This window comes from Nostoc sp., assembly GCF_036919675.1.
Classification (GTDB): domain Bacteria; phylum Cyanobacteriota; class Cyanobacteriia; order Cyanobacteriales; family Nostocaceae; genus Nostoc.
The window spans coordinates 20,694-39,278 of record NZ_JBALCP010000054.1 but is presented as its reverse complement, the minus strand read 5'-3'; the positions used below and the strand labels follow the sequence as shown (position 1 = coordinate 39,278).

At 42.4% G+C, this 18,585-nt stretch carries 14 protein-coding genes and 2 pseudogenes; 7 read left to right on the top strand and 9 right to left on the bottom strand.

Annotated elements, in window-relative coordinates:
• Positions 1 to 419: 419 nt before the first annotated feature.
• From V7K49_RS10320 to V7K49_RS10310, 3 genes are all read right to left on the bottom strand, one after another.
• The gene (locus V7K49_RS10320; RefSeq protein ID WP_335205467.1) at positions 420 to 1,916 is read right to left on the bottom strand and encodes a peroxidase family protein; all 1,497 of its coding nucleotides are present in this window, start codon (positions 1,914 to 1,916) and stop codon (positions 420 to 422) included.
• A gap of 466 nt (positions 1,917 to 2,382) precedes the next feature.
• Complete coding sequence (gene panB / locus V7K49_RS10315; RefSeq protein WP_334871711.1) at positions 2,383 to 3,153, bottom strand: 3-methyl-2-oxobutanoate hydroxymethyltransferase; 771 nt, start codon at positions 3,151 to 3,153, stop codon at positions 2,383 to 2,385.
• Positions 3,154 to 3,259: 106 nt separating this feature from the next.
• Entirely contained in the window at positions 3,260 to 4,366 is a 1,107-nt protein-coding gene (locus V7K49_RS10310; RefSeq protein WP_334871710.1) for a ligand-binding sensor domain-containing protein, read from the bottom strand.
• A 274-nt stretch (positions 4,367 to 4,640) separates the two neighbouring features.
• On the opposite strand from V7K49_RS10310, the gene V7K49_RS10305 reads away from it, so the two are divergent.
• The 5 genes from V7K49_RS10305 to V7K49_RS10285 all read left to right on the top strand — a co-directional run bounded on the left by V7K49_RS10305 (position 4,641) and on the right by V7K49_RS10285 (position 9,178).
• Complete coding sequence (locus V7K49_RS10305; RefSeq protein WP_335205466.1) at positions 4,641 to 4,880, top strand: hypothetical protein; 240 nt, start codon at positions 4,641 to 4,643, stop codon at positions 4,878 to 4,880.
• A gap of 285 nt (positions 4,881 to 5,165) precedes the next feature.
• Positions 5,166 to 6,596: a form I ribulose bisphosphate carboxylase large subunit gene (locus tag V7K49_RS10300; protein ID WP_334871708.1), complete on the top strand. Its 1,431-nt coding sequence runs from the start codon at positions 5,166 to 5,168 to the stop codon at positions 6,594 to 6,596.
• A 202-nt stretch (positions 6,597 to 6,798) separates the two neighbouring features.
• Entirely contained in the window at positions 6,799 to 7,206 is a 408-nt protein-coding gene (rcbX, locus tag V7K49_RS10295; protein ID WP_335149273.1) for a RuBisCO chaperone RbcX, read from the top strand.
• Between the two features lie 46 nt (positions 7,207 to 7,252).
• Positions 7,253 to 7,591, top strand: coding sequence for a ribulose bisphosphate carboxylase small subunit (locus V7K49_RS10290; protein ID WP_334871705.1), 339 nt, complete (start codon positions 7,253 to 7,255; stop codon positions 7,589 to 7,591).
• A 315-nt stretch (positions 7,592 to 7,906) separates the two neighbouring features.
• Entirely contained in the window at positions 7,907 to 9,178 is a 1,272-nt protein-coding gene (locus V7K49_RS10285) for a ribulose bisphosphate carboxylase small subunit (RefSeq protein ID WP_334871704.1), read from the top strand.
• A 1,715-nt stretch (positions 9,179 to 10,893) separates the two neighbouring features.
• Here V7K49_RS10285 and V7K49_RS10280 read toward each other — a convergent pair.
• The 4 genes and pseudogenes from V7K49_RS10280 to V7K49_RS10265 all read right to left on the bottom strand — a co-directional run.
• A complete protein-coding gene (locus V7K49_RS10280) occupies positions 10,894 to 11,280 on the bottom strand; it encodes a DUF2358 domain-containing protein (protein ID WP_334871703.1) in 387 nt (128 codons plus the stop codon).
• 76 nt (positions 11,281 to 11,356) lie between these two features.
• A complete protein-coding gene (locus tag V7K49_RS10275) occupies positions 11,357 to 11,920 on the bottom strand; it encodes a hypothetical protein (RefSeq protein ID WP_335205465.1) in 564 nt (187 codons plus the stop codon).
• A gap of 410 nt (positions 11,921 to 12,330) precedes the next feature.
• A complete protein-coding gene (locus V7K49_RS10270; protein WP_335205464.1) occupies positions 12,331 to 12,555 on the bottom strand; it encodes a hypothetical protein in 225 nt (74 codons plus the stop codon).
• A gap of 163 nt (positions 12,556 to 12,718) precedes the next feature.
• Positions 12,719 to 14,894, bottom strand: a pseudogene (locus tag V7K49_RS10265) (NACHT domain-containing protein); the annotation flags it as partial.
• A gap of 54 nt (positions 14,895 to 14,948) precedes the next feature.
• Here V7K49_RS10265 and V7K49_RS10260 point away from each other — a divergent pair.
• Positions 14,949 to 15,365, top strand: a pseudogene (locus V7K49_RS10260) (transposase family protein).
• Positions 15,366 to 15,962: 597 nt separating this feature from the next.
• Positions 15,963 to 16,094 (top strand): hypothetical protein, encoded by a 132-nt coding sequence (locus tag V7K49_RS10255; protein ID WP_334871044.1) that lies wholly within the window; start codon positions 15,963 to 15,965, stop codon positions 16,092 to 16,094.
• A gap of 262 nt (positions 16,095 to 16,356) precedes the next feature.
• Here V7K49_RS10255 and V7K49_RS10250 read toward each other — a convergent pair whose 3' ends face one another.
• Positions 16,357 to 17,031: a HupE/UreJ family protein gene (locus V7K49_RS10250; protein ID WP_335205463.1), complete on the bottom strand. Its 675-nt coding sequence runs from the start codon at positions 17,029 to 17,031 to the stop codon at positions 16,357 to 16,359.
• 214 nt (positions 17,032 to 17,245) lie between these two features.
• Positions 17,246 to 18,550 (bottom strand): sensor histidine kinase, encoded by a 1,305-nt coding sequence (locus V7K49_RS10245; protein ID WP_334871050.1) that lies wholly within the window; start codon positions 18,548 to 18,550, stop codon positions 17,246 to 17,248.
• Between the last annotated feature and the right edge of the window lie 35 nt (positions 18,551 to 18,585).

The following is an 18,585-nucleotide window of genomic DNA, read 5'->3' as shown; positions in this document are numbered from 1 at the left end:
TCACTAAAGCTATCAGTAAAAGTAACCAGTAGGTATAATTAAGTTGGTTTGACACTCTCACCGCCAAGCTACGCTGTGGCGGGAGATTCTTGTTTCTCAGAAACCCGCTTTTTGGCACAAGTACCAACGAGTCTTACAGTCTCTCCACAAGCTTGAAGTTCCGAGTGTCCCTCGGTATTTGTTAACAGCCCAACTCTTGGAGCCGCTACGCAAAAGTATGGAGGCTGAGTGTCTTGTAACCAACATTCCGTACTTCAATATGTAATATATTAATATTCAAGAATATTTCCTAATAATCGTTAATCATTAAGTATTAATACTGGCAATGATTGAGAATTTGTATCGCTATTTAACTACCATTAGCCAGTTGTTAGAAATATTCATGTATTACACTATGAAGTGCGGGATGTGGGGTATAGTTACGATTCTTGTTTTACATCGCCAATAGGATTAATTTCTCCAACAAATTTCAACAAATCCACGATGGTAAATGTACCAGGGTTTTCGGCAGGCAATGTTGGTCTCCAATCTGGGTCAGTCGCCAAAAATGAGTTGCTGTCTTCTTCTAGTAAGCCAACAAAAACTTCAGCCAGAATCCGGCTTCCTACCTGACCCAAACGTTGACCTTGATTCTGAATTTGGGCTTCTTTAAGAATGTAGTACCACAACGGTGTCTCAATATCAAACTTATGCTTGGCTGCAACTTCTCCATCAGGGCCAGTGGAGATTTCATCCCTAGTCAAAGGTTCTAATTTCAGGAACCGAGCTACTCTTTGACCGGATGGCAAGCCGACACTCCGACCGCGAAGTAAATTTCTTACAGCGAGTGATTTTGGCTCTGGAACATTGGGCAAATTCTTTAAAGGTTCAACAAGAAAAGGATCTATGTTGCGGCTGTGATTAACTTGCACATCAGAGTCAATCTCAAAAAATCTTCTCCAGTCAATAACCCAATCACTGGGAATCGGAATATTAAAAGGGTCGTCTAACTTCCCTGATTTGGCAGTGAAAGCAAACAAAAGTTCCAGAGTTGCGGGTGCGAATCCACCAGGAAGAGGAGTAAAAACACGGTTGTAGTCATAAACTGCACGCACCATACTATGACCAAGACGATAGGCAGCTACAGAAAACTCTACAGGAATAAATGGCTGCTGATCCTCCTTCAATATAAAAAAGCGTCTGCCCTCTTTAAGCACTAGTTCTAGCTGTTCTTTGTCAATAATGCGAGTCAAGAAGTCATGAACTACTATCCATTGATAGTGCCAAATTACTAATTCTCTGGCCTTTTCAAAATCCGACTTATCTATGGACTTTGATGATTCAATGGTTTTATTCTTGATACCTGTAATTACTTTGTTGTGAAATTTCAGAAAAGCCAGGTGAAGCTGTGCAACGATTAAGTTTTCATCGTTGCGCGGATCTCCAAGTAGTCCCAGACCGCTAGAAGCGCGAGGAAGATCGTTGGGCAATTCTGGGGGAACAGTGGGATCTCCTACTCCAGGGTCTTTATTAGTTGTGCCAATTAAAAACAGATCCTGGTCAGGAAGTTGGTATAGATACGGTTGTACGTCAGGCCCAGAACCATAAATACTATCAAGATCAAGTGCTGGTGTTCGGAAGTTTGTCACAGCCAATGGATCGACAATGATCTCTTTAAGAGTAGTGGTGTCTAAGGTAATATCATGATCGACAAATTGACCGAAATAGGTAAAGCCTGCGGGGATGCTTAGATTGTCTCCCTCCGGTGTATTCGGGCTAGGATCGCTTAATGCATTGCCCAGTTCTTTTAAACTTTCTTCAGATGGAATAAAAGGACGAAGTTTTGGAAATAATCTGCCAAACTTACCTGTTTGGGCAAATTCACTTAGTGGTTGATGTTCACCTTTACGAGGAGTGAATCCATGCTGTCTACTCATACAAGCTCCTTTGGATAAAAAATTATTTTCTTGTTTAAAGAATACTTGCATTTTAGGATGAAAAAATAAGTTCTAATATTACCCTTATGGGTACTATTTCTCTTCTGATCTGCTAGTAAAAACAGAGTGTAAATATCGAGATCACACAAAGCCTGTGCATGACTTGGGAGTTACTCTGATTACTCATTTACCCCCTTTAGCTGATCAAATTTATAAATTAAGATTGCAGGCTGGAGTGCCTTAATGCCAGTAATTATTTTATTTGTAGTTAACCCGCAACTGGGGTTACTAGTTCATGATGGTTATAGAAATTAGGGAATAGGGTAAGAGTTTTTCCCAATCCCTAGTACAACACGGCGTAAATAGAGCAACCATTTAAAAACCCTAAAAAGCCTATTCCGTAATACTTTTGACTTTTGACTTTTGACTTCCGCCTTGCGTTACTAGTCCCCAGTCACTTTATTTATTATGGAAATTTCCGATCGCGCACTTCTACAGCATAATCTTGCACGGCTTTGGTAATCGTCTCGCGCAAATTTGTGTAAACCTTGGCAAAGGGTGGCTGCTTCTCTGTAAGCCCGATTACATCTGAGGTAACTAAAACTTGTCCATCGCAGTGAGTTCCTGCACCGATACCAATTGTTGGAATGCTCAGTTTTTGGGTAATCTGCATTGCTAAATCTGCGGGGATATGCTCTAACACTAGAGAAAATACACCAGCTTGTTCCAGAGCGATCGCTTCAAGTAAAATCCTCTCACTCGCTTCTTGCGTTTTCCCTTGTTGTCGCAAACCAAGTTGATGTACTGATTGCGGTGTCAAACCTATATGACCCATTACCGGAATTCCGGCTTCTACCAAACGAGCCACTGTTTCTGCGATCGCTGGATAGCCACCTTCCAATTTTACCGCTTGAGCGCCTGTTTCCTTCAGTACCCGCCCAGCTGAATGCATCGCTTGCTGGAGACTTTCTTGATACGTCAAAAATGGTAAATCTACAACCACTAATGCGCGTTTAACTCCTCGACGCACGGATTTGGCGTGGTATATCATCTCATCCAAAGTTATTGGCAGTGTTGTTTCATACCCTAAAACTACTGCCATAGAGTCACCCACAAGGATTAAGTCTACACCAGCTGCGTCAAGGAGTTGAGCGATCGCATAATCCCAGGCGGTCAATGCCACAATTGAACGTCTCTGTTGTTTCCATTGAATTAATTGCTGGGTAGTGATTGCCATTGCCAATTTTAGATTTTGGATTTTGGATTGGGGATTAGGTATTGGTTATTAAGTATTGGGTATTAGGAATAAATTTTCCTAGTCCCCAGTCCCTAGTCCCCAGTCCCTACTTAACGGCGCGACTGAAAGCAATATGGGTTTTTGCACTGTTCGTTTTGGGCATTAACCAAGCTAGACCTTCACTAGTACCTATCCATAATTTATTGCCGATGTCAGGTGCAAGGGTAAGAACCCGACTTGAAGGAAGTCCAGCAACTTCTGGGTCTAATACAGCTCCTGTATTTGGATTTAATCGTAACAAACCATTGTTAGTCCCGACCCAAACACTACCATCTTTAGCAAAACGTACTGCTGTCACGTTACGCCCACGTAAGCGAGTCACAGACCGCAACACTGCACCAGTTTTTGGGTTAATAACTAGCAAATTATTCGGCATTCCCGCCCAAATTAATCCTTCTGGACTAATAGCTAAAGCTTGTACAGTCGTCCCTGGTAAATCGGCTATCCGCTTCATAATCGCTGCACTAGCAGTATTTACCCGCACTAATCCATCAAGAGTGCCAACCCACAGTTGACCTTCAGCATCTAAAGTCAAGGTGTTGGCGCTGACACCAGGCAGATTTTTTAATGTTGTCATAATCAAGCCTTGGTCGGGACTAATTAGGGCTAAACCACTATCGGTTCCAGTCCACAAATAACCCCGCTTGTCAAGTAACAGTGACAACACCCGTTTAGAAGGCAAAAATAAATTCTGCGCGGTGATTTCGTTAGTGCGGGGGTCTACTCGGATTAATCCCTCATAACTTCCCACCCACAAACGTCCAACTTTGTCTTGGGCTAAAGCACCAATGGTAACATTCGGTAAACTAACACGAGAAACAATCTTGCCGGTTTTAGGATCAATCCGCGATAGTCCCCGCCAAGAACCTATCCAAAGATTGCCCGTAAAATCTTCTAGTAAGTTGCCGACACGATAATCAGTTTCTGGCGAATGTTCTTGCACTCTCCGCTCATCGGGTAAGGGTTCTACTCGCGGTGGCGGTGCAGAAGGTGGGTAAACTGGGGTTAAATCAGATGAATTAGTGTCAGGGGTTTTTTGTGCCCATCCGATACTTGGCACAGCTATCAACCCCAGCAAGATAGAAGTAATCAATAAACTAGCACGCTTGTAAAACAATACCACGGTGACATTTCCTTTGGAGACAGTACCCATAGCTGTTACCTAAACTGGCTTTGGGTTAATTCCAGTGTTCCCCTAGCTGGGATTAATTAAACGTCATCTGGAATTTTTCTCAAATTTAATGGGCATTGGAAAAGTTTTTCCCAGTTCCCAATCCCTAGTCCCCAGTCTCCAAAGGCTCTATACAGTTATTAATGACACTTTGTAAAGTATTTGTAACAAAATGTTTAAATCTTTATGTAATAACAAATTCATATAGTTAAGTTAAAAACTTTCAAAGAATAACTTATCAATTTCTTGATATATTGTGAAACAAGTTACAAATTACGTGGTGTGGAATTTTTTATCTTTCGCTCACCACTCTGCTAAATCTCTGTCAAGTCAATTTTTTTCTGGTATCTTTTCCATCAACGGGGAAGATATAAGGAGTGTAGAGGCGGGAATGTGTGCCAGCCAGCCCAATCCCCTGAATACCCCAATTTATAAGGGAATTATCTCAATGCTGCCCGCAAAGCGCGGAAGTTTTGGTGAAGTTGAGAAGGTTTAGTTGGGTGCGAAAAAGAGATAAAAAAGAATTTTGATTCGTAGGAAAGGGGAAAAGTAGAAGCGCTAGGACGTGTACCCCTAGAAGGGGAGAACACTGGTAAGGCGGGTTACAACCGCTACCAAAGTGTCTGCCGCAAAAAAACTGCTACCTTTTTCCAAAGACAACCCCTAACAAAAAATTTCCCTGATCTTCTCCCCACAGAAGGGGGGAAAGAGCGCGGTGAAGGGAAGTTGCACAAAACGTGATTTGATAATTAAAAAGAGTGATTTCAGGGAAGGATAAAATATGTCTTACGCTCAAACGAAGACTCAGAGCAAAACTGGGTATAAAGCCGGTGTTCAAGATTACAGACTAACTTATTACACACCCGATTACACACCAAAAGATACCGATCTTCTAGCTGCGTTTCGCATGACACCCCAGCCTGGTGTTCCTCCCGAAGAAGCAGGTGCGGCTGTAGCGGCTGAGTCTTCCACAGGTACTTGGACAACTGTGTGGACAGACTTGCTCACCGACCTCGATCGCTACAAAGGTCGTTGCTACGATATCGAACCAGTTCCCGGTGAAGACAACCAGTACATCTGTTACGTTGCCTATCCTCTGGACTTGTTTGAAGAAGGCTCTGTAACCAACGTCTTGACCTCAATTGTCGGTAACGTATTTGGTTTCAAAGCTCTGCGGGCACTGCGTCTAGAAGACATCCGCTTTCCAGTAGCTTACATCAAGACCTTCCAAGGGCCTCCTCACGGTATCCAAGTTGAGCGCGACAAGTTAAACAAATACGGTCGTCCTTTGCTGGGTTGTACAATTAAGCCCAAATTGGGTCTTTCCGCTAAGAACTACGGACGCGCTGTATACGAGTGCTTACGCGGTGGTTTGGACTTCACCAAAGACGACGAAAACATCAACTCCGCACCATTCCAAAGATGGCGCGATCGCTTCTTGTTCGTAGCTGAAGCTATCAACAAAGCTCAAGCAGAAACCGGTGAAATTAAAGGTCACTACCTAAACGTCACCGCCCCCACGTGTGAACAAATGTTGCAACGGGCTGAGTACGCGAAAGAACTCAAAATGCCCATCATCATGCATGACTACCTCACCGCAGGCTTCACCGCCAACACCACATTGGCTCGTTGGTGCCGTGACAATGGTATCTTGCTACACATTCACCGGGCTATGCACGCCGTAATTGACCGTCAAAAGAACCACGGTATCCACTTCCGTGTATTGGCTAAAGCCCTACGTTTGTCTGGTGGTGACCACATCCACACCGGCACCGTAGTTGGTAAGTTGGAAGGTGAACGCGGTATTACAATGGGCTTCGTTGACCTGTTGCGTGAAAACTACATTGAGCAAGACAAGTCTCGTGGTATTTACTTTACCCAAGACTGGGCTTCTCTACCTGGAGTATTTGCAGTTGCTTCTGGTGGTATCCACGTATGGCACATGCCCGCGCTGGTAGAAATCTTTGGTGATGACTCCGTACTACAGTTCGGTGGTGGTACTCTGGGTCACCCTTGGGGTAATGCTCCTGGTGCAACCGCTAACCGCGTCGCCTTGGAAGCCGTTATTCAAGCTCGTAATGAAGGCCGCAACTTGGCTCGTGAAGGTAACGATATCATCCGCGAAGCTGCCAAGTGGTCTCCTGAACTGGCTGTTGCTTGCGAACTGTGGAAAGAAATCAAGTTCGAGTTTGAAGCAATGGATACCGTCTGATCAAAAGTTAGGAGTTAGAAGTAGAGACGCGACGCCAGTCGCTACAACGGGGGGAACCCCCCTCCGGGTTCGCCAGCCGCCTACAGCGCTGGACTCACCGCAACGCGCTGGCTCATTAATCGCGTCTGTACAGGAGTTAAGAGTTAAGATTTGCATTAATTCATAACTCATAACTCATAACTCTTCAGGGCTGGGGTCAAGCATGAATCTTAAGCAAATTGCGAAGGACACAGCCAAGACTCTCCAAAGCTACCTGACTTATCAGGCTCTAAGGACAGTACTGGCACAGCTAGGCGAAACGAATCCTCCATTAGAACTTTGGTTGCATAACTTTTCGTCTGGCAAAATTCAGAATGGGGAATCATACATTGAGCAACTGTTGCGAGAAAAACCAGATTTGGCTTTGCGAATCATGACTGTTAGGGAACACATTGCGGAAGAAATCATTGAATTTTTACCGGAAATGGTTCGCACTGGCATTCAGCAAGCCAACATGGAGCAGCGTCGCCAGCATTTAGAACGCATCACACGAATAGACACATCTAGCCCCAGTCTGCAACCAGAACAGCAAGCAAGTTCAGATCCGAATTTGGATAACTTATCCAATTAGTTCACTCAACCTAGTAGTAAAAAATCGCAACCCATTATCAAAAGCTATGCAAACTTTACCAAAAGAGCGTCGTTACGAAACCCTTTCTTATCTGCCCCCCCTGTCTGATGCTCAAATTGCCAAGCAGATCCAGTATATTTTGAATCAAGGTTACATTCCAGCGATCGAGTTTAACGAAACTTCTGAGCCAACAGAATTATATTGGACAATGTGGAAGCTGCCCTTGTTCGGTGCTCAATCGACTCAAGAAGTATTGAGCGAAGTTCAAGGATGCCGTTCTCAATTCAACACCAGCTATATCCGTGTTGTGGGTTTTGACAACATCAAGCAGTGCCAAATTCTCAGCTTTCTTGTTCACAAACCCAACAAACCTCACAAATACTAAAGTTAGCAAGCTTTAAATAATTTGTTGATTAGATAATAGGAGAGGTAGAGTTTTCTGCCTCTCTTTTTTTAGAGGACGGGAAACTCGGAGGTTTTTTTTTAGTTTGTGATGCAGAATAGAATCGTATCGACCGACTTTTAATTACACAATCGATAGTGGAAAATATGCCTTTACTGAGTGCCGATAAAATTTTTGATGCATATCCAATAAGACGTGTGTGGTAGGTAGCGTTGCTTTTCTACCAAAAGATAAATAAACAGTTATCACCAAAAAAACTTAACATTACTTTAAGCAGTGCTAGGCAAAAATAATTTTATGGGTTACTACATCGCTCCCCGCTTTCTGGACAAACTGGCTGTCCACATCACTAAAAACTTTCTAAAGCTTCCTGGCGTGCGAGTTCCCGTAATTTTGGGTATTCATGGACGCAAAGGAGAAGGCAAAACATTTCAATGTCAATTAGTCTTCGAGAAAATGGGTATCGAAGTGACTAACATATCTGGCGGCGAATTGGAAAGTCCAGATGCAGGAGATCCAGCCCGCTTAATTCGGCTACGCTATCGGGAAACAGCAGAACTGATCAAAGTACGCGGTAAAATGTGTGTACTGATGATTAACGATTTGGATGCCGGGGCTGGACGCTTTGATGAAGGCACTCAATATACTGTAAATACGCAGTTGGTGAATGCCACACTGATGAATATTGCCGATAATCCTACAGATGTGCAGTTGCCTGGAAGCTATGATTCCACGCCTTTACATCGTGTACCGATTATTGTTACAGGTAATGATTTTTCCACCCTTTATGCACCGTTAATTCGGGATGGACGGATGGAGAAATTCTACTGGGAACCAGACAGAGACGACAAAGTGGGAATTGTCAAGGGGATTTTTGAAGCGGATGGACTATCGCAGCGGGAAGTTGAACAGCTAGTTGATACTTTTGTCAATCAGTCCATTGACTTTTTTAGCGCTTTGCGATCGCGCATTTATGACGAACAAATCCGCAACTACATCCATCAAGTAGGTTTTGAGCAGGTATCCTTGAGTGTGGTTAATAGCGTTAAAGGGCCACCGGAATTTAAAAAGCCAGATTTCAGGCTGTCTCACTTAATTGAGTCTGGTAACTTCCTCGTTGGTGAACAAAAACGGGTGGAAAATTCCCATTTGGTTGATGATTACAATCGACTTAATCGCGGTAGAAATTCTCAATCTGCACCACCTGCTGCGACACCAATTAATCAGCCACCAAGCAATGGTGCAACTCAAGAAGCAAAAACTAATGGATTTCAGCAACAGGAAGTATTGAGTAACCATTTGAGCTTGGATACACAAGCACAAATTAGGCAATTATTGTCTCAAGGTTACAAAATTATTATTGAACACGTAGATGAGCGCCGTTTCCGCACAGGTTCATGGCAAACTTGTGCTCATAGCCACATTGATGCAGAGTCTGATGCAATATCAAACTTGGAAGCAACTCTGGCAGAATATAGCGGTGAGTATATCCGCTTGGTAGGTATTGATCCTAAGGCCAAGCGGCGGGTGATGGAAACGATTATTCAGCGTCCGAATGGAAAAAATTAGGGGTAGATACAGGTGACGTACCCATACCTCCTTTTGGGTAGGTGTGGGTACGTCACCATGCGTGTCAACTTAAGGTGAAAGCCTGCCTAGAACAAGCTTTTAGAGATTGTCTCGTGTCTGGTTAAGAGTCTCCGACTGGGAATGCCTAATCTGAGGCTCCGCCTCAAGACTAGCGGCACCACAATTAAACAGCGTTTCCAGCCAGAGGCTCTTAACGAGGTTTTAAAGGGGTTTGCGCTTAAGTTGACACCAATGGTACGTCATACCAATTCTTTATGAAGCTGCTCTAAATAAGGCTTCAAGAATAAAATCGTAAGAAGTGAGAGAGGCAATCATCGAGGTGTAATTTCTTTGAAGACAACTTTATAGCCCTATCTCTTCATACTCTTTTTTCTGCGAAGGTATTGTTAATCACATCTATTATATCTGGGACAGCAATTAAGCTTATACCTATGGTTAGTCGAGAATGATTTAGTTTTTCCGCTACTAATGGTTATCCGTTTATCAAATGCGTCAACTATATCAACTTTTATAGTAACTGAATGACCACAGTGATTAGTTATAATACCTCCACCAGAAACATATTCTGCTCTAACACATCCTGGCAAAGGCTTTCGCTGACTTGTATCACAGTTATCAGCTAAAGCAGGTAATGCAGTAAATGTCAGAAATAAAAATTCTAAACATATTAAACGTGTAGTTGGATTGGAAAATCTTTTCAAAAAACTCATAACACTTTCCTCCTTGAAAAAATAAGCTGATTATGGAATGACTGCGATATCTAAACATTCTCCAGGTACAAAAAACCGAGGTACGGACTAAATGTAACTAGATTGCCTTTAATGCTTATATATCACCAATTTGGTGATGGCAGATCCTGCCATCAAGGAAAATTGAAAATCTGGTATAAATGTCTACTGGTTAATTGTAGTATGATGTTACTGATTTTGTAAAGTATTCCTTTAGGTATACTTTTTTTGGACTTTGGGGACAATTGTTTTAACGTTAGTAATGAATGTCGCGATGTTGATCATAATGGCTTTTGATGGAAGTGCGTAGACGCATAGCGGCTTGTGATCAGCAGTCCATGTGCAAGGCGCACTTTCAGGATGGAAGAAAGCTAGAGTTACAGTGAGTATTTCTACTTAAGGAAACTAACGCTTGAGTTAAGGCTTGCTCCTCCCTAACCTTTGTAATACAAATAAAAATACAAAATCTGGGTTATTGTCGGTTGGCGCAGCCTGCCGCAGGCATTGCACGCCTACCATTTATTCTCAGTATTAATACTAATACCAATTCTGTATGAACATGCGCCAAACTATATGAGGAACGAACCGCAAAGGGCGCATAGACACGTTCGCGGAGCGTCTCGTAAAGCCTGCGGCATAGCTTCTCTACGAGACGCTACGCGAACGCTTAGGGCGCAGCCTCTCCAAGAGTTGAGAAGTAGCTTCCCGCAGGGTAGGACACAAAGAAAGAAAGAAAGAAAGAAGAAGCCAAGAAAATTTGGCGCAGCCTTACAAAGAAATGGTATAACCATATTGGTTGGTATTGATAATATTATTTGAAACATTAATGTATTGCATTTTGAAGTGCGGAATGTGGGTTTAATTGAACCACATACGTTGTAAGGGCACAACAATGCTGTGCCCCTACCGCATGGTCTATTTAACTGAAAAAGGTTGTAAAGAGGGAATTAGACAAGCCTTAATTGTTTACATTTTTGCAGCAAAGAAATGCTGCTTCACCACATCTAAGCGTGAACAATTCCAATAATCAATATGTGAGATAATCAAACCATCAGAGTTAAGACCTAATTCACTCCAACCAGGAATAGAAATCCGTGGCTTCCAGGGGAGAGGAGTGTTCCAACTGAGTGTCCACTCAGTTTTTATTGTGTCTCCCAAACGTTGAATGCTATGTAAGTCCATTTTGGGATTTAAAAACAAAGTTTCGATGAAATTAATCATCTGTTTGTAACGTTTAACACCACGAAATTTATTCAGCGGGTCTTGAAAATAAACGTCTGGAGTGTAAATACTGTAAGTTTGATTTACAGGGAATCTTTGATAGTCTTCTTTGAGGATTTCAATGATATCCATGATAAATAGATAGATGTATAAATTGCTTTAATATGTAAACGTGGCGCAGATAGGAATCCCTAATTAAAAATTGAAATCAACCTTCATTCCATAATTTTTCTAACTGACGCCGCCAAGCAGTTAGGACTTTTTCTCGCGCCTCTGGGGTTTGATTTATATCGCCCATTAATCCTTCTGCATAAAAGCGTTCTAAAGTTTGCATAGTAGCTTGCAGAGATTGTCTTTGTTGTTTTGCTGCCTGAATAATTTGTCGGATGCGGCTTTCAATTAGTTGATTAAAGACATTATCTAATCCAGCCTGATAAAGAGATACAAGTTGGTTGATTGCATCGGACAAATCTGTACTTACTAAAGTGCCAATATTATGTTGAAATACCCCCCAAATTTTCCCTTCATACAAAGCGTAACGTACTTCTTGAGTGTCATCAAAGTTGGCTTCTAGGAACTGTGCTAAAAATGGTTGCCCTTCCTTTGCGGGCACAATAGGCAGTAAAACTCGCAGCCAAGTATTATCTTCGGAAAGCAGCACCAACAGCCGAAAACCAGAAGAGTCTATTTGCCACGATCCAGGAGCGATCGCATGAACAGCCGATGTACCAAATAATTCTGTTACCGTACCCACAATTTCTTCAGGTGTCATAAGCCTTTATTAGATATAACCTCTAGATTAGCGCAGAGGTGGATCAGCTTATTCACTAGTACTGTACATTCACAAATTAGATGTCGCTGTTCACAGATCAATGTCGTCTTTCACAGATTAATGTTGCTATTTCATCAATTAGTGTCGTTGTTCGTTCTAGATAACCGTTAACAAATTTGTTCCCCCTCTGCCATGCTGGGAGAGAGGGTTAGGGGCTGAGGGTAATGAAGGCTTTTCAAATTCCATCTTTAAAACAACGCTACTTGTAAAGGAATCTTTTCTTCGCTTTCAGCAGCGAGGCAAGAAATTTATGGCCAGGAAATCACTAAGCTGTTGTAAGCGACATCTTCAGCAGCCCAGCCTTTTCTGTCGCAAATGTTATACAGCCGATAAGCTAATTCCCTTGCTGCTTATCCTATGGTTCCCAGTTGAGATGGCAAATTTGCAGCGCCTTGATTTCCAGCACCGTCAAGCAATTCCCTAATTATGTGTTGTGTTGCTTCCCAGACCAAAAAATGTAAAACATCGCTGGCATTGCCCGTCCATCCATAAAGGCGGAATAGGAAAGGGTTTTTTACAGATAGGGTATTTTGATAACAAACGTAACTAATGGCGTAGTTTACCGCCGTAGGCATCGCAAGCGGGGCAATTGGGGAAAATTATAGGTATTAATGCCAACCACTAAAGCATCTTGACTCATTAATTATCAATCGCTCCCATTAGTTTTAATGCTATGCGCTGTGCAGACGTTAGCCCTGTTACACCTGTGATATTCAGCCCTGCACACAGTTTATAGCTAATTACCCGCAGACAGTCGCCAGTAGTTGCATCCCAAATACGGATAGTTTCATCATCACTGCCACTGACAATCCGCTCACCCTCGGGGGAAAACGCCACTGAATTGACCCCATCTTCATGCCCCTGAAGAAACAACAAGACCCTGCCAGAGGATGCTTCCCAGACCTGTACAGTACCTTTAATATCTCCAATCACTAATTTTTTGCCATCTGGACTAAATGCCACTGACAAGACTGTTCCTAGAACTGGTGCAAAGACCGAATTCGTGAGATTTGCTCCCATCAAATTTATCCACCGGAAGCTGGTATTAGCAAAGTTTACATCCGTAATCACAGTATTACTGAGATCAGATTTTTCCAGCCCGTAAGGATTTGCTTCCAGTAGCAATATCACCAAGTTGCCACCCATATAGCCCACCTGAGTCTGGGTTTTCCCACGGGTTGACTGAATTAGTGCTAGCAACTGTTGTTGAAATACTTGCTTGTCTAACATTGGCACAGCTAAATCCAGCACAGCCTTTGCCAAGGGAGTTGTACCCAAATAATTACATAACCTCTCTAAAGATGCGTTGCTAAATAACTTTAGTGGTGCTACTGGGAGCGGTTGCCCATGTTCTTCGCACTGTCGTTGAAAGTATTCTGACCAAGTGTAATCCAGTGGTGGAACAGTGTTGTCTAAACAAGATTGTGCTTGAGCCAGTTCTGTGAAGTCAGGGGCTAAAACGCCTAGCTCTGCTACCAGCTTGTAGGCAGCAAAAAACTCTAATAATGAACGATGGGCAGGGCTGTAGTCTCCTTCCGCATTACGAATCAGCATTGTCTGCCCCATCATGTCATAATGCCAGTGGTCTAAATTCTTTTCTTCCTGAACTACAGAACCAAATAAACGCCGAATGCGATCTGGAAATTCTTTGTAGTTCATGCTCATCTGGTCTGTGGAGAGCATTTCCCACGACAGTTCACACAAAAAATAAAGCTTATCTGCCAATGAGGTAAAGGTGCGCTCGGCTTTGATATCTCTCTGCATCTTCTGCCGCACGGCATATAAATATACCCGTGATATATCCACTGGTTTGCCCGCCTCAATCTCTGGCAAAGCTTCTATAATCAGTTCCGTCATTACCGGACGACGTGCCAAATCCCGCAGTGTCGGATTATTCATTATCTGTTCTACAGTCTCTGGTTCAGCACGAAACCCTAGTACCTGCCGAATTTGCTCGTCATCAAATTTTTCTAATTCCAGCACTTCAAAGCGCGGTGTCTCTAAAGGCAAGTTAATTGTAGATGCTTGCAACTCTGCACTAAGCAAAGCCCTTCCTTCTTTGGCTTCCGGGAAATGTTCAGTGCGACAGGTGAGAATGACCTTTGCCCCTGGTATCACTACTTTCGCCAGTTCCCAGAAGTTGTTAATCATCTCTTGACGATTGACTCTAGCTGCCATTTCATCAAAGCCATCAAAAATCAACAGCAGCTTTCCCATGCGGTTGAGTTGCTCAAAGGCAGAATAACCTGTCAGTGGGATTTCATACTTACGGAAAAAGAATTCCGAAAAAAGCGATTCTACACTGACTGCCTTGGCATAGTCACGTAAAGGAATGACTAAGGGTAGACGTGGACGTTCTACTCGCCGGTGTTGGGCATCACGATAGCGTTGCAGGGCTGTCCAGGCATAATGCAAGCCAAACCAGGTTTTGCCAGTGCCAAATTCACCCAGAATAGAAAGGTGTTCTTTAGCAGGATCATCAAGCCAGCGCTCAACATAACCATCAATCCAACCATCAGCTTGAGCATAACGGCTCATGCCCATTGATGGGATCGAATTCCTCTTTGATACAAGCTAGGGGTACATAGGTGCGGTTAATTCCCCGTTGCTTAATTTCATCTTCCAACCAGTTGAGGTAGCCACTAAAATCGGCATCTCGATCCAGTAACTCATCTAGGGTGTAGCAGGATAAATCCTGGTTTTCTTGTTTGTTCACCTCATCTTTAGTAGCTCGACTGACACGGCGGTTCGTGATTAGCCAGCCTACATCTGTTTTTCGAGCATTTACTGACTGTCGCAAGGCAGCAACATCTGGCATTTCGGCTTCTCCTGTGATGCCACGTACCAAAACTCGGTTATACCCCTTTTTCTCTACAGGGTTGTTGACATTAATAATCCACTCAAAATAATTTTCATTAGACATGTAGACTATCAAGAGCAAAAACAGTACTACTCTGGAAAGAAAAAAATGTATCCCATAAAAAACCAGTTTATTGTATTGCCCAATGGAGAAGATATTGTCGAGATTTATATTGGACAATTAGGAAAAATAAGTGACATTAATTTATTCCGAGAAACACGAGGTAAATTTGATTCTGAACAAAAATTTATTGGAGATAAAGCTTACATAGGAGAATCAACAATTACCACACCTTACAAGAAACCGAGGAAGAAAGAAATTTCGGAATTATAAAAAAAAGAAAACCAGCAGCTATCATCTAGAAGAATAGGTGTTGAACATTTGATCGGGAAGGTAAAAATATTTCGAGTCGCAAGGGATAAATTTCGTTTAGCAAGGCACAAGTATAGCCAGGTAATTATGACCGTCTGTGGGTTAGTCAGGCTACGGCTTAATTGTTGGCTTTCACTTACTATTAATATTTAAACTTTTTGTTAGTAAATAAATTTTATTTTCACCAATATTTTGACCACTAAACTGAGAATTTAGCCGTAATTTATGCTCAAATACCTATTCTTTCGTATACCTAGTCTAGCGATCGCCCATTCCATTATAATCGCTGAAATCCCTTTACCGTATACATTTATCATTTTCGGATAAGTCTAATGCGTTCGCCGAAATAACAAATGAGTCCGCTGAAATAACAAATGCGTTCGCCGAAATAACAAATGAGTCCGCCGAAATAACAAATGCGTTGGCGTAGCCCGCACTTCTCTACGAGACGCTGCGCGTAGCTTGCTTCCCCGTAGGGGTACGACAAAGCTACTTCGACTGCGGCTCCATCGAGCGTTCGCGTAGCGTCTCGTAGAGAAGTCGAGATGCTCAGTACAAGTCAGTGACCACCGCAGGCATCGCCATGATTGCAACAATTTAGCTTTGTCACGCCAGCGTAACGCACCCTTCTCCTATCGGAGACGCTACGCGAACGGGTGACGCTCCTGCGTCGTTCTAAGCGTACCCCTGCGGGGAAGCAAGCTACGCGCAGCGTCTCGTTGGCGGAGCCTCTCGTAGAGAAGAGAAGCCATGCCGCAGGCTTTACGCTGCGCTAACAGCAGTCGCCTGCTCCGGGAAACCCTACCAAGAGCGCTGCTGAACTGCAAATCTTTGGTGGATGAAGTTTTATCCGACTTGTGTGTACACCGTAGCCCTACTTGAGAGAGGGATTTAGGGTGAGGGCAAAAACTACGGTTCTCAACATAGATGAGGTTTATTTTGTTAAACTGCGACATTTAATTTGTGAATGTACACAGAAGTTTGCCTACTTTTAACAAGGGATTTTGCCCCAAGTCTTGTTAATTGAGATGGTAGCTAAATTTACGCACCCGCTGTAAATTTAATCACGAATACGCAGTGGGGGCGCACAGTAAAGTGTACGCCCCCACGAATGAATGTATTCCACTGAATTGAAATATGTGATTTAAATTATCGAATTGCTCAAAAACACGATTCCGATCGCACAGAAACCGAAGCCAGCAATGCTAATTTTCCAGGGTAAAATTCGGTTTATTTCTCCCATACCCATCGCAACACCAATTTTTCTGGCACTCATAGTAACTGCAAACAGAGTTAAGGTAATGCCTAGTATATAGGCAACTAATGACATCATTCCTGCCCCAATAATAGATTCAGCATCAGCGTAACCCTGAAATAAACCAGCACTGACGCCCACCAGAGCAAGTACCATAAAGTTTGGTTGATTTGGCATCATCAGCATAGTACCAAAAACGATGGTAGAAATGGCGATCGCTATTTCTGTGCCTAGTAAATTTAGCTGGAATAAATGAATTACAATGCCCAAGACTGCTGCTAAGACAAAACATCCAGCTATCACAGCGCCACGAACAAACACAGATGAGAGTAAGCCAATAGCAACAATACCAGCTAAACAATCCAAGCCAATTACTGGATCTGCCAGTCCCCAGAAAAAGCCTTCCCAGCAGTTAGAGATAGTATGATGATCTGGTGTTCCACTCAATGAACTCAGTAAGCTAATTAAGATTAGAGCTGCGATCGCCCCAATATGGCGATGCATTAACTTCAACGTGTAAAATTCTCCCCATGCATGGGATTGTGATAATTTAGTTTTGAACATTACCATATGCCAAATTAGTTTTTTCGGTAATTTATACTACCCACATACCCAATAAAACTAACGTGGTAATCACGCCAGATTACACTAGCTTCATCAAGTTATGCAAATCCACGGTTATTGTAAAAGCCTTCTAGTAACGGGCATATTGTGATTCCGAAAACGGTAGTGTTTGAGAATGGTTGTTTTACGTCTTAATGGGTAGACCAAATTACCATCAAACAGACTTGATCCGAATCGGAATCTGGATGATAAACTCTGTGCCTTGAAGCGGTGCAGAAATACACTTGAGTTGACCACCATGCTTGTTGATAATTTGGTAGCTAATCGACACTCCTAAACCTGTACCTGAACCAACAGGTTTAGTTGTATAAAATGGATCAAATATTTTTTGCATTATTTCTTCTGTCATCCCACAGCCATTATCAGCAATCCGAATTATCACTTGATTGCTGTCTAAAATCTCAGTGTAAATGTGAATCTGGGGATTGTTAGTTGTCAGTTGTTGGTTGCCAGTTGTTTTTACATTGCCTACTAACAGATGACAACCAATTATTGATTCTTTCAAAGTATCAATAGAATTATTCAGGATATTCATAAATACTTGGTTGAGTTGTCCAGGATAGCACTCGACTTTAGGCAAGTTGCCGTATTCTTTTATAACTTGAATATCTGGATGATTTCCTTTAGCTTCCAAACGATTTTGTAAAATTAAGAGAGTGCTATCAAGACCTTCATGGACATCAACTTCTTTTTTTCCCGCTTCATCTAGCCGCGAAAAATTCCGCAAAGATAAAACTAGCTTGGAGATGCGCTCGGCTCCCATTTTCATGGAAGATAAGATTTTCGGTAAGTCTTCTTTAATGAAATCAAGGTCAATTTCTTCAATATAAGCTTGAATTTCTGATACTAAATGGTAATTATATTCCTGAGAAAGCGTAATCAAATTGAGTAAATCTCTAGTATATTCACTGACAATAATGATATTACCGTCAATAAAATTTACAGGATTATTAATCTCATGGGCAATACCCGCAACTAATTGTCCCAATGAAGACATTTTTTCAGTTTGAATCAGTTGAGCTTGCGTATTTTCAAGTTCCTTTAAGGTAAGTTTTAGTTGACAGTTAGCTGCTTCTAGTTCTGCCGGACTTGGCAAAGCCAGAGCCTGAGGGATGATGGGTAACAGTGCGATCGCTGTATATAGTGAGATAATAGCCGTAATAAGTTTGATGAAACTGGACAGCCAGTAAGTTGGATGCCAAAGTGTCCATACATCCATCACATGGGTTGTACCACAAGAGACGATAAAAGCTCCAAATAATAAAAGTATCCATTTGAAAGGGAAATCCTTTCGCATGTGGACAAAGTAAACAAGGGCGATGGGAATAGAATAATACACCAAAGCAATCAGAGAATCTGAGAAGATGTTTAGCCACACTAAACTCGGCTTCCAGAGGTAACAATGCCCATGTGGAATAAATGAGCTATCAGTAAAAAAATTTTGCAAAAATTCCAGCATAAACGAGGTAATTTATCAAATCTTGAATGATAAAT